The organism is Geomonas oryzae, from assembly GCF_004117875.1.
Lineage (GTDB): Bacteria > Desulfobacterota > Desulfuromonadia > Geobacterales > Geobacteraceae > Geomonas > Geomonas oryzae.
In genome coordinates, this window is the sequence record NZ_RAHW01000009.1 from 22,949 (window position 1) to 40,271 (window position 17,323).

Consider the following 17,323-nt stretch of genomic DNA (forward strand, 5'->3'; position numbering starts at 1 on the left):
CATATTTTTTTAAACTTTCCAAGTTTGGGGATTCAAAGAGGTTTGTCAAGCAACTGCGGGACGCGGAGCATCAGCGTTGACTTGGAATGTTTGCGGAGCAGGGAAAGGGTGCTAAGGTTAGCCTGCTCCAACAAAAACAGCCATTTCATAAAGGAGGTCGGCCATGCCACACAACAATGTTCCACATCCGGAGATGGTAGCGATGTCGGAGGAGGTGCGTCAGGCATATACGCCCCAAGTGCGCGACTACCTGGTGTCACTGTTCCCAACCTCAGAAAGTTATGATGTGTTGCATAACCGTTTCGAGAGAAGCATCACGGGATTTTACAAAGGGGATCCGGAGAAGGTAAAAGAGTGTGAAGAGGCTCGTCGCGAATTGGAGCTAGCAATGTCCGTAATCATGGCAATCCGTAAAGCTGTGAGTGTCATTGACCCCACCGTGTATGAAAAGCCAGAGGGGCCACATCAGAAGTCGTCCACCGCCGGCTCGGCATTGGCTGCGGCCAAAGATCTGAGGATACTTTACGACAGGAATGGACAGCCCTACTGCTCATTTACCAAAATGCCGGGATCAAAGGGGCACGAGATATGGTTCTGTACAGGAGAGCCCGGCGTAGAAGCTAATTGGAGTCTGTTGATGTGGTCAACTACCTGCCAAAAGATGTATCTCAGGGGCTTAAACAGAACGCTGACCAACTATTTGAAGCTAAGGTGTAAAAGAGGCAATGAGTTAGGGCCTTGGTCGAACATGGTCATCTTACCACCCGTGTGACAACTTCCTGCACGCCCCCTCTCCGCTCGAAGGGGGCGTGCAGGCATCACCTTCAAATCGGAAGCCCCCACCACCTTGGTTACGTCAACCTCTCAAGCCAACTGGTAGATCATAATCACCTGTCGACATCCAAGAACTTGGTTCAGATTCGTCATTTCTGAAATTTATTCGTCGTTTCTGAAACCGATTCGTCATTTCTGAAACGGATTCATCGTTTCCGAAACGGATTCGTCATTTCCGAAACGGATTCGTCGTTTCTGAAACGGATTCTTCGTTTCTGAAAATGGATTCGTCGTTTCTGAAATGGATTCGTCGTTTCTGAAATGGATTCGTCGTTTCTGAAATGGATTCGTCGTTTCTGAAATGGATTCGTCGTTTCTGAAATGGATTCGTCGTTTCTGAAATGGATTCGTCGTTTCTGAATCGCATGCGTCGCTCCCCAATGGGATGATCAGATATTAGATATCAGGATGAGGAAGTGGGAGACTGCAGACGTGCGGCCAGAGCAGACAGGTGGCGGGCATCTGTGCCGCAGCACCCGCCAAGTATCTTGAGCCCGAGTTCCATGCCCATGGCGGCCACCGATGCCCCGAATGCCTCCGGGGCCTCTTCAACGAGAGAAGAGCAGTTGTCCAAATCTTCCGGGCTGAGAGCCGCAGTGTTTGCGAGAAGGCCGATGATGCGACGGCGAACTTCAGCAGACGAGTTGGTTTCATGGAGTAAGGCAGATCTGGCGAAGCTGACATGGGTGCAATTGATCATGAACGCAAGCGGTTTGGGATCGGCTACGGCGTCTATCGCCGCTATGGCCTCCTTAAGCGGCGTTCCATCGAGGAGGGTGCCTGTCGGTCGGACCACGAAACTCACCATGTAAGGTTTTCCTGTCTTCGCCAGAGCCAGGGCAAGGCCGGTTGCTTCACTCAGAGCAGGCAGCGTGGCCGCCAAGAGAAAGTCAACCTTCGTCGCCGCGAGCTTTTCCGCCTGCCACGCATGATATTCCGCCGCCTGGTTTACCGGGAGAGCCTCGTCAGGACGGTAGGCGTCACCTTTACAACTCATCAACCCGCAGATGAGGATCTTGTCGGCGTATCCCTGGTAGCTCTGCCTCAAACCTTCCAGAAAGGCCGCGTTGTCGCCGTTCAGGTCGGTGCCCTCGAGGCCGGCCCCGGCGATCCGTTCCCTACTCGCCCGCCACGTCGGCGTGGACATGAGAAGAGGCAGTCCAGCCTGGCAGCCGATGTCGAGGTACTCCCGGCAGATCCCCTCCAGCGCTCTCCGCTTTTCTTCGTCGTAGATGAAAGCCGAGTTGACGACAAAGGGATCAAGCTCAAGCCCCTTCATGCGGCGCAGACGCTCGATTACGGCCCCCTCACCGAGAATGAAAGGGTATCGGCTCAGCATGGTGTCGATGCTGTTCATCGTCTCTCTCCCTTCTCCCGTCTTCGAAAAACGTATAACGACAGTATCTTATGCGTTTCTCCCGTGTCTATGGCAATGAGTGACATTGCGCCATTTCAAAGGTGTCCCTCTGCTCATACATATATTACCTAACTACACGCCTCCCCTGTATCGTTTAGTTACGTTCCTTGACCTCCTCACCGCCGGATCTAAAATTGCGTGAGCATGCTTGGAGTAGGTACCTCGGGACTCCTGGCACGCAAAGGAGGAATACCATGGGCAACAAATACGCGAAACTGTCGAAGGATAGCGCCGCAGTGCTCCTCATCGATCACCAGTCAGGTCTCATCTCCCTGGTTCAGGATTTCTCCCCGGGAGAGTTCAAGAACAACGTGCTCGCGCTGGCCGACTGCGCCAAATACTTCAAACTTCCGACTATCCTTACCACCAGCTTCGAGAGCGGCCCCAACGGTCCGCTGGTCCCGGAGCTCAAGGAGACCTTCGCCAACGCGCCATATATCCCGCGTCCCGGGCAGATCAACGCATGGGATAACGAAGACTTCGTGAAGGCGGTGAAGGACACCGGTTGCAGGCAACTTATCATGGCCGGAGTAGTGACCGAGGTCTGCGTCGCCTTTCCCGCTCTTTCGGCGATAGAAGCCGGGTATGAAGTGTTCGTAGTAACAGACGCTTCAGGCACCTTCAACGAGGTGACGCGGCACGCGGCATGGGCGCGCATGGCGGCCGCCGGCGTCCAACTCATGAACTGGTTCGGCGTAGCCTGCGAGCTCCATCGCGATTGGCGCAACGACATCGAGGGGCTGGGCAACCTTTTCTCCAACCACATCCCGAACTACCGGAACCTGATCACGAGCTATCTGGCCAAAGTAGAAGGAAAATGAGAAGCAAGAGTGCGAGGCGTGCATGAGCACCCTAATTGAATGACGGGTAGACGATTCCCCTCCTGACTTCATGCGTTTCTTCCGCTAGGAAGACACATGAAGTCAGGGGCGTCCCCAATCAAACAGCGCCCGTGTGAGCAAGCAGGTCCGTCCCGTAAGAGTTGTCGATAGTGCAGAGCCACCTCCCTTGCGTGTCCTGTTTGAACACGTAAGTAGCGTGCCGCTCAATGTCGAAGGACTGCCCGTCCTTTGTTCCATTCAGGAGCGTCCGGGCGAGAACCAGTGCCGTCCCGCTCCCTTCGACAAACACCATCCCACCTTGCCTTACCGCCAGCGAATGACCAAAATAATCGAAAATCGCGGCAAAAGCTTCGCGGATCTTCTGTTTTCCCGTTGCGTGCATCCCTGGCTGCACGACCAGCGTGGCGTCTTCGGCGTAGAACTCCATCAGGGCGTCCAGGTTCTCGCAGTTTATGGCATGGTCTGCGGCTTCGATAACACTTCTCAACTCATGTTCAGGCATCTGTTGGCTCCATCGTTGTAATAAGGAAGCGGGAAATAAAAAACCCGCCTCTGTGGGGGCGGGTTGGTCTTGTTCTTACCACATGCGCAGGCCCACCTCTACGGGATAGAGGTGCTAATAATCAGCGCGATGTAGAAGTTGCTAAGTGTCATAACGGAATGATTACACCAAGAAGCGCGGCTTCGTCAAACAAAACCTGCGACTGTCAGAATTAGAATCTATCCCGCTCCGCCCCCTATGCCAGCTTTAAATAGAGCAAACTTTGAGGACACTAGTGCTCGCAAGTCCAGTATAGTTCATGAACCTGCTTAAAGATCCGCCCCTCCTGCTTTAACACGGCCCGCCCTCCACATTCAGCTCCATGGCCATCGAAGACGATTCCCATCTCGCCCGTCAGTTTTACGAGAAATACCATTATTGGAGTGTATGCGGGATCTACGATACCCAGGGAATATTCACAGTCTGAAGGGCCATCCTCTGTAATCATCTGCTTATTATCCAAGAAGACAATCCCAGCGTTGCAGTCGAGGCCATAGGATGACGGAGTAGCTTTTCGGACAATCGCCCAGACGAGTTCGGCGGGTTCGACCAGCCCATCAACCTTTAACTCCGCAACCTGCCGGCAAAATAGAACGTTTTCCGCAGAATCAGTAAGCCGACGTAATATTCTGTCAGAACACGGCACGTTCGCACTGCTCTTAATTGCGAGCGGTCTAGCCCATTGTAGGAAGGCCGTACTTCCAGCCCATGCCTCTCCTTTGAATATCTTGTTATAATCCATTGTCTGCTCAGAGCGTGCTTCCTCGACATTAATTAGTACAGCGCAGGCGACCAGCATGAGTAAAACTAGTGTACCCTGTTTCATTTCCCCTCCCAGCGCAGACTGGTCCGCGGAGTGTGCTCCAGGCGATGGTGTGCGGTCGCTGTTACTCTTCTCACTTGGCTGGTTCCGCCCCTTCACCAGCGTCCATACCGACGGGATCGGCGCTCACCAGTCTTGCATCCTGAAAACCGATATCTACATAGCCTTGGGATCGAGGACCCGTCCGAAAAACAGGATGTTCCCTGTTTCCGTTTCCCTGATAGCAAAGAGGAACGGGTGGTCGGCTTTAAAGGACTTTGCTTTCGTGGGGCGGCCGGTGAGCATGACCGTTGCGGCGGTTGCCGCAGAGGCCTCCGTGCCTTCCTCGTTCACCTCCACGAATGCTTTGTGCAGAACACGCTGGATCACAAACCCCTTTTTGCCGTCCATCCCTGAAAAGTCGGCTTGTTCTTCGAACGCTTTCCGTATCCCTAACTTTTGTAGCGGCTTTACCAGATTGAACGACCCCCATTGCATTTTGAATTTCGGCAGTTCGACGTCGACAGGGCGTTTCTCGATACCGGATAACCACGCTTCCAGATTAACGGCGGCAAGTTGACTTTCGAGCCCGGGAAGTTGCGAATCATCATGGGGGAGGATCACAGTCATAGAGAGCTGTCCCCCCACATAGGGGAGCTCAAGAAGTTTGGCGTCTTTAGTTTCGTTATAGCCAAAACGTCCATTCTGACGCATCATCGGCACCTTTGTCTTCGAGCCGTCTATGCGGGTGAAATCACCTGTAAACGTCCTCTTCGGATCAAACTGCTGCGACCATCTGCCTTTGAAATAGATGGCATTCACAAGTGCCATGGAAGTAGTCCGTGGAAGAGGAGCAGTAATGATATCCTTGATCAGCCCTTGTGTCTTGGTTTCAACCCACTCATTGATGCGTCGTCTTGCCTTTTCCGGATCACGTTTGTAGTCAACAGGCATGACGGAAGAGCCGTAGAATTTTTCTATCAAAGACAAATATTCAGGGCGAAGAGAATGGTCATTTTGCGGCCACAGGGAGTTGGCGATGAGCAGCTTCACGTTGCCCTTTTTTTGAATCTCCTTGAGTCTGTTGTTGTGGATGGCGAACGCTGCACCTGTTTTTACGGGATCGGCCGAGAAGTGGAGAGTCTTAGCCATTTCCGCTGCAGTATCCCCCTTGGCTCCACCGTAGGTCATAGCCAATGCAGAGGAGATACTGTATGGAGAGAAGAACAGGTTGCCTGTTTCCTTCCTAAGCTTGGCATAAAGGTCCAGTGCGAAAGCGTTATTCGCGTTAGCAATCGACGTTATGACAGCCTGATCATCCGCCATAGCTGCCGGCGCCAGGAGTGAGAGTGCAAAGATCACTGCAACAGCAGCTCGTATGGCTTTAGCCATCATTTTGGCCCCTTGTATCGTCAGAAGAGTCATTTAAGCAATAACGAGAGAGTACACGTTCAATTTTCTCCATCACTTTGTGTTGACTAGAAACTTGATCCTGGAAATTTCGTCAAGGCCGATCCTGTGGTCTCCGTTGAAATCAACCCAAGTGTAGCCAAATAACGTGCCGGAGTACCTCGATAAACTTATTTCCTTGCCCGTTTTTAAGAAATAAAGAGTTCCCGCTACGAAAGAATTTCCGGATTTGCCGGCTTTCAGCCCGCTGTAGGGATCCAGAGAATTGTTGGACGACAGGGGATCTGTGTGATCTGCAACAAACAAGGTGTCGGAGTTGCTTTCCGAGGCACCGGTCAGCACCGAGGAAAGCACACTCAGCTTCACTTTTTTGCTTTCCCTGAATTCTCCGACGTCTTTCTCTGCAAGATACATCTTCAGGCTCTCGTATTTAGTTGTGATGGTGAAGTTGCCATTCGTTAACCGGTAAGTCAGGTAGCCGTTCTCCCACTGGGCATTCACCACCCGCCCCTTTTGATAAATGGAGAAGCCTACTTTTTGTCCATCGGTAATGTACATCCCATCACTGTTGGTGCCTTGGGCGGACGTGGGAGAGACGGCCGGTGTCGCACAGGCCGTAAGCAATGCGGTCATTGCAGCAGTTATGTACATTTTCAATAGCATGTGTGGTTCCTGTCGAATGTAACGGCAAGACGGCATTTCATAATCTCCCTACGTCCTTTCCCTGTTCTCGCCCGCCCCGCTCTCAGTTGCCGGGACGATTAACCCCGCAGACCTGCCGCAACTGTCTGGCAATCTCCTCGGCTACGGCTCTCCCTTCAACTCCGTCTCCCAGTGTGATGTTTGTGCCATTGCCGCAATCCGCCGTGATCCGATAGATCAGTTTGGCGGTTGTTCCAGTGCCGCGTGCCCCAAACTTCACGATTTCAACTTTCCTGACTAGAGCAGTTTCTATGGAGGAACTATTGACAGGGATGCCGAATAACCGACGCACTACGGATAGCTCGCCGGCTCCGACAATCACCTTAAGTGAGTTGCTTAAGAGCCATACGGCATAAAGCAGCAAGCCTACCCCTATCACGCCGAAAAAAGGCAGGATTACAAATCCCATTCCAGGCGATTTGACCAGGCAGATTGACACTCCCCCAAGAAACCAGCTGCTGAAAAATACACACAGCAAGCCTGTCTTCAGATTCCGGCGGCATGGGTAGTGGAGCAGTAGCCGTTCGCCCTGACGTTGGACCTGTACTGTCCAAGCAGGGAGCCCTTCGCAGGGCATCATGTCTGGGGCCAGCGGCACGGCCAGCCGGGATGTCTTGGGCGGTTCCTCCCTGATCACAGGAATGGCGAAACTTCGATCCAGGTCCAGGCCGGGAAGTTCAGCGGCTATTCGTACCGTCCACTGGTGCGAATCACCGCTTGGCGGTTCGGTAGCTGGAACGGCAACCCGGAAGGCGATCCGTGTGCCGGCAGGCCCAAGCGTTGACGCGGCACAGCCGGCCTCCTGCCAGATCAGCTCCCTACGGTTGCCATCCCGGTGCTTGACAACCTGTTCGCAGCTTAGGAAAACAGAGAAGACATTGCCGCTGCTGAAGTGGATCGGAAGGTCTATCGTACCGCCGGCCTCGCCTCCGATTGAGGCGGGAAACGGGTCCATACGGAGCTGAATATCTCCGAAAATCCTCACCTGAAGTGTCCTTTTGGCTGCTTCCCAGAGGAGCCAGAACCCAACCAGCGGGAACATCAGCCCGATCGCCGCCAGACGATTACCTTCGTAAATCAGTGCGTTGAGGCAGAAGAATCCCGTGGGCTGGGCGATGGCATTCCAGACAGCGGCAAACAGCCAGAAAAAGGCCGCTTCCCTGCCAGTGGCCGACCTGATCGTTGCCGACTGCCAGTCCGGTTCCGTCTCCCACTCCAGCATCCCCTTCTGCAGCAGCGCCTTTTTCTGTTCCGCATCCTTTACGGAACGTCGTACGGCATAGATCATTCCCCCGCCGATCCCGCTGAAGGAAAGTCCAAGAGCTGAGAGGATGATGACAGGCATCCAGAGGGGGATGAAGCCATTGATCTCTGCGTTTCCCTCGTTTGCCGGGTCGTAGTAGACCTCCAGCCGCTGCCCGACGTTGTATGCCGATCGACTGCCGCTTACTTTGGAGATGAACCTGACCATCCTCCCATCCGGGGTATTAAAGGCGACAGACGGGGCATAGGTGGTCGATTTCGAGCCATGTTTTGCCACAAGCTCTTCCACGGTTCCGATGGTAACGGCAGCGTTCCGGATGAAGATAAGTGTCTTTACAGCTTTGACCGGGGCGTAGAGCAGGCAGCAGCTACCAACAATAAAAAAGATGGTAAGGAAGAGATAGAGAGGCCAGACCGTATGGCCGGTTTTTGGGGGGATACGATTAGATGTGTCGGAAGTAGCCATGTCTTTTCCGTTCTCTAAATAGAAGATAAGGGGACACGTATAAGTTTACCTGATTAGCGCCAATCTTCCGCTGTTGCGGCTGGCCGGACATTTTCTGCCACTAATAGCACCTATAATCACGGCAACTTTACTCGAAGGAGTGCGCCGTGAAAATGAACCGTCTTCAGTTCCAGCAAGGTCTTAGTCTGAAAGCGTTTCTCGCAAACTATGGTGGCGAGGACCAGTGCGAGGCTGCCATTGAGTCGGCGAGGTGGCCGGCAGGTTTCATCTGTCCCAAGTGCAAAGGCACCAGATATTGCAGCTACAAACGAGGTAGAGTCAAAGTATTCCAGTGCAGCGCCTGCAGGAAGCAGACGACATTGACCGAGGATACTGTATTTCACTCTACCAAGTTGCCTCTAACCACTTGGTTCCTAGCGATGTACTTTCTTACTCAGAACAAGAACAATATGTCGTCCTTAGAATTGATGCGGTTGCTTGGACTGACATATCGTGCTGCATGGCGAATTAAACACAAGTTGATGCAAGTTATGTTCGAACGGGAGCAGTCAACAAAGCTCCACGGACGAGTGGAGATAGATGACTCATATCTCGGCGGCGAATACCAAGGAAAAAGAGGCCGTGGTTCAGAAAACAAAGTTCCTTTCATCGCTGCTGTGGAGACAAACAAACAGAACAACCCGGTCTACGCACTGTTTTCGCCAGTCCAAAGCTTCGGTCATAGCGACGTCAAGACCTGGGCTAGTCAAAAGTTGGCACCGTCGGCAACAGTTGTCTCAGATGGCTTCTGGTGCTTTACAGCTGTCACTCAAATTGGATGCTCCCATGAGCGACATGTCGTGAGAAAAGGAACGATGAAAACCCAAAAAATGGAGTGCTTCAAGTGGGTTAACACGATCCTTGGCAACGTAAAGAATGCTATCGTTGGTACCTACCATGCCTTCGATTTCTCAAAATACCCACACCGGTATCTCGGCGAGTATCAGTACCGGTTTAACCGCCGCTTTGATCTTGCCGCTATGCTGCCTCGCCTGATCGCGGCGACTGTTTGTACCGGTCGTCGACCTGAGGTGTGGTTGCGGACAGCGGAAGATTGGCTCTAATCAGGTAAGTTTATAAGATTCGGCAGGATAAACTTATAATTCTTATACCCGTCCCCCTTGTCCCTACGTTCCCCTTGTTCCCCATGCGAATCTCAAAATCTCAACAATGCCCCCAATGCCCCGTTTTCGCTTTTAAGAGGCGCTTTTTTTGGAAACCTCAATCAAAGCCGAGAGGAAAGCAGAATCATCGAATAAAAGCTTCAATCCGTTCGCTAATGCCTTATCTAAAGCCAGGCGTGCATTTTCTCCTGTCATAAGTTGAATGTTCGGTTCGACTCCTTGTGCTACTATTTGCCGTGTATAAAGAATGTTTCCATTCTTGTTTTTTACTAAGATGTTCATGTTTAGATCGGCTATGGAGTCTCCAGAAAAAAAGCCTGATTTGTGATCATTCCAGAACCTCGTCAGCTCACCCGTAATTGATACAAGTGCTTGGCTCCCAATCTTAAACCCACGGGATTGTAGCTCTTGTTCTATTGCCCTTTTGAGCGTTAAGGTTACGTCCTCATTGGCCATAATGGGCGCCATTTCCATTCCAAATCCATTTTTTTTGCAGCTGACTTTGGTGCTTTTATCTTGGCGCTGATCGTTAATATTAACGGCTACTACGACATCTTTCGCACCAGGGATCTCTGGCACACCAACCTGAGGGACGTAAGACAGATCAATCTTATCCGTTGTCAATGCGCAACCCGACAGCCAGGCAGATACAACAAGCAACATGATCAGTTTTTTCATTTTCTCTCCTATTCACGTCTAAGGTATTTGTACTGATTTCAACAGATGCAATGTCACTCCAGCTTCCCTCTTAGCGAGTTTAAAACTCTGCAAGCCTGGCCCCATTTTCCACATCCGCGCTTCGACACAATCAGCCGTGTCTGTTCCGCCCTTGGAGTCCGCTTGGTTGCTGAGCCCCGCCATTAATCCCCGTTTTTTAGCCCGGGTTCCTCGGTTCTAGTCCGACTATACCGGCCTTCTCCCACCTTTACCATGGTGGCCTTGACCGAGAGCGCCAGCAGCCGCGACTAAGGCTGTGGGTTGGATGTTGTTCTTCAATAGCAGTGTGTCTGGTGTCTTTTTGACATCCCGAGCGACTTATGTGATAATCCACCTGCCATGCAGATTAGGCACACGGAGAGGTCATTCATGCCACAGACAACAGCAAAGGATTTCGTCAAAGTTCCGAAGCAGGAATACGCCCTGCTAAAAGAGGTCTACCGCACCGTGCAGCGGCAGGCATTTCTTGTACGCATAGGCGAAGCAGAAAAAAATCTGGCCGAGGGCAAGACCAAGAAGGTCTCTGTCGACGACCTGATTGGCGCCCTGTAGCTTTGGGATGAGACCAAAGGCCATCAATTACGATGCGAGCTTTGAGAAGCAGTGGCTCAAGTATCTGAGAAAGCTCTCCGTCAGGGAGAAAGAGCAACTGAAGGAGCGCCTCTCGATCTTCAAGGAAGATGCCTTTGACAAACGTCTCAAGACCCATCGACTAAAAGGCAACCTGAAGGAATACCATGCCTTTTCCATCTCTTATTCAGACAGAATCGTTTTCAGGCTCCTAGATGACGAAGAAGTGCTCTTCATTCAAATAGGCAGCCACGATATCTGCTATTGAACCCGTCCTTTCACATCCTTTTCCTCTCCCCTTCGTTACTTTCCGTTTGCCTCTCATCCAACGAGCGAGCCATTGACCGGGTTTCACCGATCCACCTGTTTGATTGGGATCACTCCCCTAAATTTGTCCTGAAAGGTAGCACTTTTTGGGGATAGGCTTAATAAGTTATACAAGTTACCAGCGTCCCCGTGTCTGCAAAGGTACCTGGACGAATATGTCTTTAGTTTTAATCGTCGGAGACAAAATTTTTTGGCAAACGGTTCTGGCGCATTGCTCAGTTTGCGGCTGCCTCAAAAACAATTACGGGTGCTCTCATGACCTCAGGCCTATCGACAGCTTGAGCGAAGTAGATAACCAGATAGCGCTAATCAGCTGATTTAATGTGTTACGTCCAAGACCATGACAATGAGTAACGCATAATAGATTGGCAGCCCCCTGCTCCTTCGTGGCCTCAGCTCTTTGCTTTATTAAAGCCACCTATCACTTCCCTCCTGATTTCGATCACAGTGTGGCCAGCTAACACTTGATCAACAGCGCAAACAGCCAGAAACAATATCGAAATAAGCTGCAAATACATGCCATACTGTACAGAAGGCATATATTTCAATAAAGATGTCAATAGGCTGATGACTACAAACAAAGCCATGTTTTGAAAAAGTTCTTTTTTTAATTCAGTAAACAGACTATGAACTTTATAAAATTTCACATCTTTTTCTTCTACTAAATCAGCTACTTTCTGATGAGAATTGTCAATAAGAGTAATCATCCCAAGACTGATGGCGATGAACCCAGTAACACAACAAGCTATTACAGATAGAAAAGAGGTTACTACTGCGTTAGAAAAATTAGGAGATTCTCTACATGCCACTACTGCTAAAAAAATTGACCATGATGCTATAAGAAATTTCTTAAACTTATTTTTAACCATCTTCATCTCTTGACTTATTTAGTATATCAATCAGGACTGAAGCCATAGAATCTGGAGAAACTTCGTTGCTTGATCCATTAGAGGGTGGTACGTCTATGGTTTTAATGCTGTCGCGACTGTAAAATTTCCTTTTAACTCCCTGCAACATCCTTACAATTTTCCACTCTCCTTCTCCCTCAGAAATGTAATCTATGTAATCGTTAGTAGGTTGAACTGGTACCGACAAATTACCAGCATCGTTCTTTAAAGTAATAGTTATCGTGTCTTGAGTAAAAAGCATTTTTAAAGCTGCTAATGACGCCCTTGCGGTCAAATTTGCATCCAATAAATTTGGAGATAGGAGTTTTAGCTCTAAAGCATAAATACGTTCACTTTCATCGACTATATTCCAAAATAAATGTTTGTTAGTTATACCTTTAATAAACACTTTACAGTTGTATTTATCAGAAATTATTCTATTGAGTCCGAACGACATAATGGACATTATACTTCCAATATCAGCAAAAGAAACCTTCTTTTCAATTAAAATATGCTGAGATTCGCAATCGATTAAGCAATTAAGTGGTATCCAGTTGTCATGAGAATCACTTTTTATATCACCTGGTTCATATTCACCTAAGTCGACTTTCTTAAGTTTTGCAAATTTACCAAGGAGGAATCTGCTATTACCTTGTATATGCTGGAATCCGACAAAACTATATTGCACTCCCCAATACCTAAAAAAAACGTCTGCACCAGCATTTGTGAGTGCACCACATATCGCATAACCTTTTGGCGTAGGCAATGGTTCAGCAAAGAGTCTTGCTTGCCCTTCTTCAACCAAGGTATATCTTAGGACATAAAATACTTTTACGTTCATAGGTACCTCCAACCTGAGTTCATCGGAAGGATTACTGCTGACCTGCGCAGCCCCTTAACCAACCATGTCCATCAATCTTATACCGGTCCCCACCTACTCCTTAGCTTCTTCTAGCCTCTTACGCCTTCGGCAACGCCGCCTGCTTGTTCATCAAGGCGGCGAGATCGACTCCAGGTAACACCCGGCTCAACTGCCCCATCAAACCGTCGCCTGCACTAGCGCCGCCGGTGACTAGGACGTCGGGAACGATCTTGATCTTCCCTTCCTGGATGGCGGCGGCGATCAGTTCGACGATCTTGATCTGCTTGATGGCTTCTTCGCCGATGGCTTCCTGCTGCTTGTTGTAGGCCTGCGCGGTGGCTTCACCGATGGCGGCGATCTTGGACGCTTCGCCATCGCCTATCGCTTTTAACCGCTTACCTTCACCGGCCCCTTCCAGCGCCTTGGACTCGGCGTTGCCTTCGGCCAACGTGATCATCTCGGCTTTCTTCTGGGTGGCGACCTTCACGGCGATCTCGGAGGCGACAAGGGTCGGCTGCTGGTCGGCGGTGGCGCGCATCTTCTCCATCTCGGTCCGCTCGGCCTGACTCTTCTGCTCCATCTTGTACATCTCCTGCTGCTGCTCGGCGATGATCCGCTTTGTCTGTGTCTGCATCAGATCCTCGGGAAGCTTGATCTGGCAGATCAGCACGGAGACGCACTCGACGTGGTACTTCTCCAGGTCGGTCCGCGCCCTGGATTCGGCCTTCGCCTGCTCTTCGGAACGGCTCTGCAGGAAGTTCATCGCGGAGGCGGTGGAAGCCTGGTTGCGGAAGGAGGAGTCGATCATCGGGTGAATGACGTGCTGGATGAGGTTGTCTATCGATCCGACCTTGGCGACCATGTACGGCGCCTGGTCCGGACGGACGCGGATGACCACCTTGACGGAGACCTGGATCGGGAAACCGTCCTTGGAGATGACGGTCAACTGGTCGAAACGTGTGTCTTCCTGATCATCCCAGTCGATGGTGATGTTGGTGGTGTCTATGATGTACGCCATGAAGGCGCGGCGGTTGAGATAGTAGCGTCCCGGTCCGGCGACTTCCTCCTGAATGCCGCGGAACCCCTTCGGTACGACGTACTTCTCCTTCCCCTCTTCTTCCGAGGCGCCGGTCTGGGAAGAACCGAGGCGTTTCTTCATTTCCTCGGTCGGGTCTTCTCCCACGTTGGAGACGATGACGCCGACCTGTCCGCGCTCGACCACTGCAACGTCGTCTATGGCGACGCTGAACATAAGCGGGTTGATGTAATAGGTTCCCGGTCGCAACACGTCCAGCTGCGGGCCGCGCTGCCCGTGTTTCAAGAGGAAGGCGGAACCGTCCTGGTAGTCGTTGTGGCCGGTGATCGGGGAGGCAACGTATTCGCGCTCCGGCAGCGGAATGCCGTCCAGGGCGGTCACAAGGCCGATCTTGTTCGCCTCGACCACCGCTGCCTGCGCGACTTGGATATTGAACAGGTTCAGGTTGATACGGTAGGTACCCGGGAGCAGCACGTCGATCTGGGGTCCCTTTTGTCCGCCGTTTTTGAGGAAGGCCTCGCCGTTTTCATAGTTGGAGTGTCCCGGCACGCTCTGCGCGAGAAGTCGTCCCATGGGAATGGGTGCACCGTCCTGGGCGGTGACCATGCCGACCTCGCCTTTCGCGATTATGACTGCCTCGGCCTTGGTCACCTTGAAAAGGTTCGGATGAATACGATAGACGCCCGGCGGCAGGATCTCGGTCTGAGGGCCCTTCTGGCCGCCGTTCACGATGAAATCCTGGCCGGACTGGAAGGAGTTGTGCCCGGAGACAACGGAAGCAAAGATGCGTCCGGCAGGGATGGCCGAACCGTCCGCTGATTCCACCAGGCCGATCTCCCCGTCGCCGATCTTGGTTGCGGAGCTCTTGGTCACCTTGAAGAGGTACGGGTTGATGCGGTAATTGCCGGGAGGGATGATCTCGATCTGTGGGCCTTTCTGTCCGCCGTTATTGATGAACGCTTCGCCGTTTTGGAAAGAGCTGTGTCCTTCTACGGCCTGGGCGAAGATCCTGCCCTCAGGTATGGCGACACCATCCACCGACTCTACGATGCCGATCTCGAAGTCCTTGATCTCGGTGACGTTCCCCTTGGTCAGTTTGAAGAGATACGGGTTGATGCGGTACTTGCCCGGAGGGAGTACCTCGATCTGCGGCCCCTTCTGGCCGCCGTTTCTGATGAAGGCTTCGCCGTCCTGGAACGAGTTATGACCGGCGACGACGGCGGCGAAGATGCGCCCGGACGGGATGGAGGTGCCGTCGACCGATTCGATCAGGCCGATTTCGTTTTCCAGTATCTCGGTGAAGACGCTTTTCGTCGCCTTGTAGATGAAAGGAATGAGAAAGTGCAGTCCCGGTCCGAGGGTGCGGGCCTGGATGCCGACTTCATTTCCGAGCGCCACGACGCGCCCCTGCGGCATCTTGCTGCCGAACCAGCGCCGCTCGATGAGGGCGATCTCGTTGCCCCCGACGATCACCACCGAGTTCCAGAGCAGTATGACTACGGCGGCAAAGGCAAGAAGGTAGAGATAGTGGTTACCAATCCAGATGAAGATATTTGCGGGGTCTGACATGGCGCCTCCTAGAAGTGCGGTGCGTTAGGAACAAATAAATATAAATCCATTAAAAAAGCCGCCAGTGCTTGTGGTTCGCACTGGCGGCTTGAAATTGTGACAATCTGCCTCTTCCTATAGTCATGCTGACCTATTAGCAGGATTTGGAGCGACAATATTTATACGCTCATTTGAACCGTTTGGTCAATGAGAATGGATCAACATGCGATATTTCTGATTGAAGCGTGTTGGATTCATTTTACGAAAAAAGGATTTCCAGCAGATTTTCACGCGTCAGTTTGTGGTGGGATTCGATATCGGAGAGGATGGCGGCAAGCGTGCCGACGTTGAGAGGAATATGGGCGGTGTAATATGATGCTCGCCGTCTGCGGTTGTTGAAAGGCGGATATGACTGCCTGTCTGGTGGGTAATCGTATAACCCAATTTGCGAAGAGCTTTTGCTAGGTCATAGCCGGTGATATCACGCGGCAGTTTCATACAGCCAAGACTTCTTCATGGACAAAATGCAGGCGGATCATCTTTGGTGCCGCACCTGCGTCGAAGTGGCACAGGACCGCATCTCGCACATTAGTATGGAGTTCTTCAAGGGTGTCAGCCTCGGTAAATATTGATTCGCCAAGAGCCTTGGCGACATACCCACCTTCCGGCGCACTCTCTACAACAAACAAGATCTCATTCATAGTCAGCACCTCTCGAGGAAATATATCAAAGAGCGGAGTAAGACGCAACACGAGCGAAGAGAACTCCAAGGTGCTGAAGATAGATGAGACAATGCTAAATATGAGCGGAACGTTTCTTTCTGCTTAGCCACCTTTCCAAAGCACTAAGGGGACAGGCGCCCGGTGGAAACCGGGCGCCTGGCGTACAAAGCAAAAGAGCCTTCCGGCGTTAACCGAAAGGCTCTTTCTTGTATGGTGGCGGTGCAGGGACTTGAACCCCGGACAACACGGATATGAGCCGTGTGCTCTAACCAGCTGAGCTACACCGCCAAGCTCTTATTTGTAATGATGTCAACTACCTGCTGTTCTCTCGCAACGTTTACTGCCGCGCCTCAAGAGACACTCTTTATAGTCTAGAGCGCCTTCGTTGTCAATAAAAAATAGCGCTAAAACTTTCTCATGCTGCATCGGCATCACTGCAGCAAGGATTTACTTCAGTATGTCCAGAAGCTCGACCTCGAATACCAGTGTCGCATTGGCGGGAATCATCCCGGAACCCTGCTCACCGTATGCCAGTTCGGGAGGACAGACGAGTTGTGCCTTGCCGCCGACCTTCATCTTCTGCACGCCCTCGGTCCAGCACTTGATGACTTGGTTTAACCCGAACTCGACCGGACGGCCGGCAGCGTAGGAGCTGTCAAATTCCTTGCCGTCGATGAGGGTGCCACGGTAGTTGACTTTCACCTTGTCGGTAGCTGAGGGACTAGCTCCGGTCCCTTCCTTGATGGACTTGTAAACGAGCCCGGAAGCGGTTTTGACCGCACCTTTCTCGCTTGCGGCCTTCTCGACGAATTCCTTGGACTTGGCGGCAAGACGATCGCCCTGTGCGGCACGACGCGCCATGGCAAGCTGCTGGATTTTCGCCTTGTAAGGCTCGATATCGAAGTCCGGCTTTTTCCCGGCGATACCGTCCTTAACACCTTTCAGCACATGGTCCAGTTCATCCGGCGTCATGTCGAAGATGGCCAACTGGCGTGCCATTACCTGGCCTACGGCGTAAAGGGTCTTTTGATCTTCGGCTTTCTTGTCGTCGGCGGCAAAGGCGGGGACGGCGAGAAGCAATAACAGCGCGGCTGCAATGAGTCTGGTCATGTTTTTTCCTCCTGAGATTGGATGGTATGCCATCTAAAAGCAAATCCCCCCTGCCCCCCCTTCGCAAAGGGGGGAACGTGAGGCAACGGTCTCAGCAAAATATC

At 51.8% G+C, this 17,323-nt stretch carries 17 protein-coding genes and 1 tRNA gene; 5 read left to right on the plus strand and 13 right to left on the minus strand.

The features are described from left to right. Positions 1 to 163 precede the first annotated feature (163 nt). On the plus strand, positions 164 to 772 hold the full coding sequence (locus tag D6Z24_RS19135; RefSeq protein ID WP_129128221.1) for a hypothetical protein: 609 nt from the start codon (positions 164 to 166) through the stop codon (positions 770 to 772). Between the two features lie 465 nt (positions 773 to 1,237). On the opposite strand, the gene D6Z24_RS19140 is transcribed toward D6Z24_RS19135, so the two are convergent. Further along, a complete protein-coding gene (locus D6Z24_RS19140) occupies positions 1,238 to 2,191 on the minus strand; it encodes a homocysteine S-methyltransferase family protein (RefSeq protein ID WP_129128222.1) in 954 nt (317 codons plus the stop codon). Positions 2,192 to 2,445: 254 nt separating this feature from the next. On the opposite strand from D6Z24_RS19140, the gene ycaC reads away from it, so the two are divergent. Beyond that, a complete protein-coding gene (ycaC, locus tag D6Z24_RS19145) occupies positions 2,446 to 3,072 on the plus strand; it encodes an isochorismate family cysteine hydrolase YcaC (RefSeq protein WP_129128223.1) in 627 nt (208 codons plus the stop codon). A 118-nt stretch (positions 3,073 to 3,190) separates the two neighbouring features. Here ycaC and D6Z24_RS19150 read toward each other — a convergent pair whose 3' ends face one another. The 5 genes from D6Z24_RS19150 to D6Z24_RS19170 all read right to left on the minus strand — a co-directional run bounded on the left by D6Z24_RS19150 (position 3,191) and on the right by D6Z24_RS19170 (position 8,277). After that, on the minus strand, positions 3,191 to 3,595 hold the full coding sequence (locus D6Z24_RS19150) for a YybH family protein (RefSeq protein ID WP_129128224.1): 405 nt from the start codon (positions 3,593 to 3,595) through the stop codon (positions 3,191 to 3,193). Positions 3,596 to 3,866: 271 nt separating this feature from the next. Further along, the gene (locus tag D6Z24_RS19155; protein WP_129128225.1) at positions 3,867 to 4,460 is read right to left on the minus strand and encodes a hypothetical protein; all 594 of its coding nucleotides are present in this window, start codon (positions 4,458 to 4,460) and stop codon (positions 3,867 to 3,869) included. A 153-nt stretch (positions 4,461 to 4,613) separates the two neighbouring features. Then, positions 4,614 to 5,828 (minus strand): serpin family protein, encoded by a 1,215-nt coding sequence (locus tag D6Z24_RS19160; RefSeq protein ID WP_162605193.1) that lies wholly within the window; start codon positions 5,826 to 5,828, stop codon positions 4,614 to 4,616. Positions 5,829 to 5,900: 72 nt separating this feature from the next. Continuing rightward, on the minus strand, positions 5,901 to 6,509 hold the full coding sequence (locus tag D6Z24_RS19165; protein WP_129128227.1) for a hypothetical protein: 609 nt from the start codon (positions 6,507 to 6,509) through the stop codon (positions 5,901 to 5,903). Positions 6,510 to 6,591: 82 nt separating this feature from the next. Beyond that, complete coding sequence (locus tag D6Z24_RS19170; RefSeq protein WP_129128228.1) at positions 6,592 to 8,277, minus strand: DUF3592 domain-containing protein; 1,686 nt, start codon at positions 8,275 to 8,277, stop codon at positions 6,592 to 6,594. A 146-nt stretch (positions 8,278 to 8,423) separates the two neighbouring features. On the opposite strand from D6Z24_RS19170, the gene D6Z24_RS19175 reads away from it, so the two are divergent. Continuing rightward, a complete protein-coding gene (locus D6Z24_RS19175) occupies positions 8,424 to 9,380 on the plus strand; it encodes an IS1595 family transposase (protein WP_129128229.1) in 957 nt (318 codons plus the stop codon). A 132-nt stretch (positions 9,381 to 9,512) separates the two neighbouring features. On the opposite strand, the gene D6Z24_RS19180 is transcribed toward D6Z24_RS19175, so the two are convergent. Continuing rightward, positions 9,513 to 10,118 (minus strand): YajG family lipoprotein, encoded by a 606-nt coding sequence (locus D6Z24_RS19180; protein WP_129128230.1) that lies wholly within the window; start codon positions 10,116 to 10,118, stop codon positions 9,513 to 9,515. Positions 10,119 to 10,526: 408 nt separating this feature from the next. On the opposite strand from D6Z24_RS19180, the gene D6Z24_RS19190 reads away from it, so the two are divergent. Further along, positions 10,527 to 10,709 carry a hypothetical protein gene (locus D6Z24_RS19190; RefSeq protein ID WP_129128231.1) on the plus strand — a complete coding sequence of 61 codons (183 nt, stop codon included), beginning with the start codon at positions 10,527 to 10,529 and terminating at the stop codon, positions 10,707 to 10,709. A 7-nt stretch (positions 10,710 to 10,716) separates the two neighbouring features. After that, positions 10,717 to 10,995: a type II toxin-antitoxin system RelE/ParE family toxin gene (locus D6Z24_RS19195; protein WP_129128232.1), complete on the plus strand. Its 279-nt coding sequence runs from the start codon at positions 10,717 to 10,719 to the stop codon at positions 10,993 to 10,995. Between the two features lie 451 nt (positions 10,996 to 11,446). Here the strand turns inward: D6Z24_RS19195 and D6Z24_RS19200 are convergent, their stop codons facing one another. From D6Z24_RS19200 to D6Z24_RS19230, 6 genes are all read right to left on the minus strand, one after another. After that, positions 11,447 to 11,923 (minus strand): hypothetical protein, encoded by a 477-nt coding sequence (locus tag D6Z24_RS19200; protein ID WP_129128233.1) that lies wholly within the window; start codon positions 11,921 to 11,923, stop codon positions 11,447 to 11,449. After that, entirely contained in the window at positions 11,916 to 12,782 is an 867-nt protein-coding gene (locus tag D6Z24_RS19205; RefSeq protein ID WP_129128234.1) for a hypothetical protein, read from the minus strand. The genes D6Z24_RS19200 and D6Z24_RS19205 overlap by 8 nt, the downstream gene beginning before the upstream one ends. Before the next feature lie 118 nt (positions 12,783 to 12,900). Further along, positions 12,901 to 15,408, minus strand: a complete 2,508-nt coding sequence (locus D6Z24_RS19210) for an SPFH domain-containing protein (protein WP_246014735.1) — start codon at positions 15,406 to 15,408, stop codon at positions 12,901 to 12,903. 473 nt (positions 15,409 to 15,881) lie between these two features. Further along, positions 15,882 to 16,088 carry a type II toxin-antitoxin system HicB family antitoxin gene (locus D6Z24_RS19220; RefSeq protein ID WP_129128235.1) on the minus strand — a complete coding sequence of 69 codons (207 nt, stop codon included), beginning with the start codon at positions 16,086 to 16,088 and terminating at the stop codon, positions 15,882 to 15,884. Positions 16,089 to 16,320: 232 nt separating this feature from the next. Beyond that, positions 16,321 to 16,397 (minus strand) — tRNA-Met (locus D6Z24_RS19225). 159 nt (positions 16,398 to 16,556) lie between these two features. Continuing rightward, the gene (locus D6Z24_RS19230; RefSeq protein WP_129128236.1) at positions 16,557 to 17,219 is read right to left on the minus strand and encodes an FKBP-type peptidyl-prolyl cis-trans isomerase; all 663 of its coding nucleotides are present in this window, start codon (positions 17,217 to 17,219) and stop codon (positions 16,557 to 16,559) included. Positions 17,220 to 17,323 lie beyond the last annotated feature (104 nt).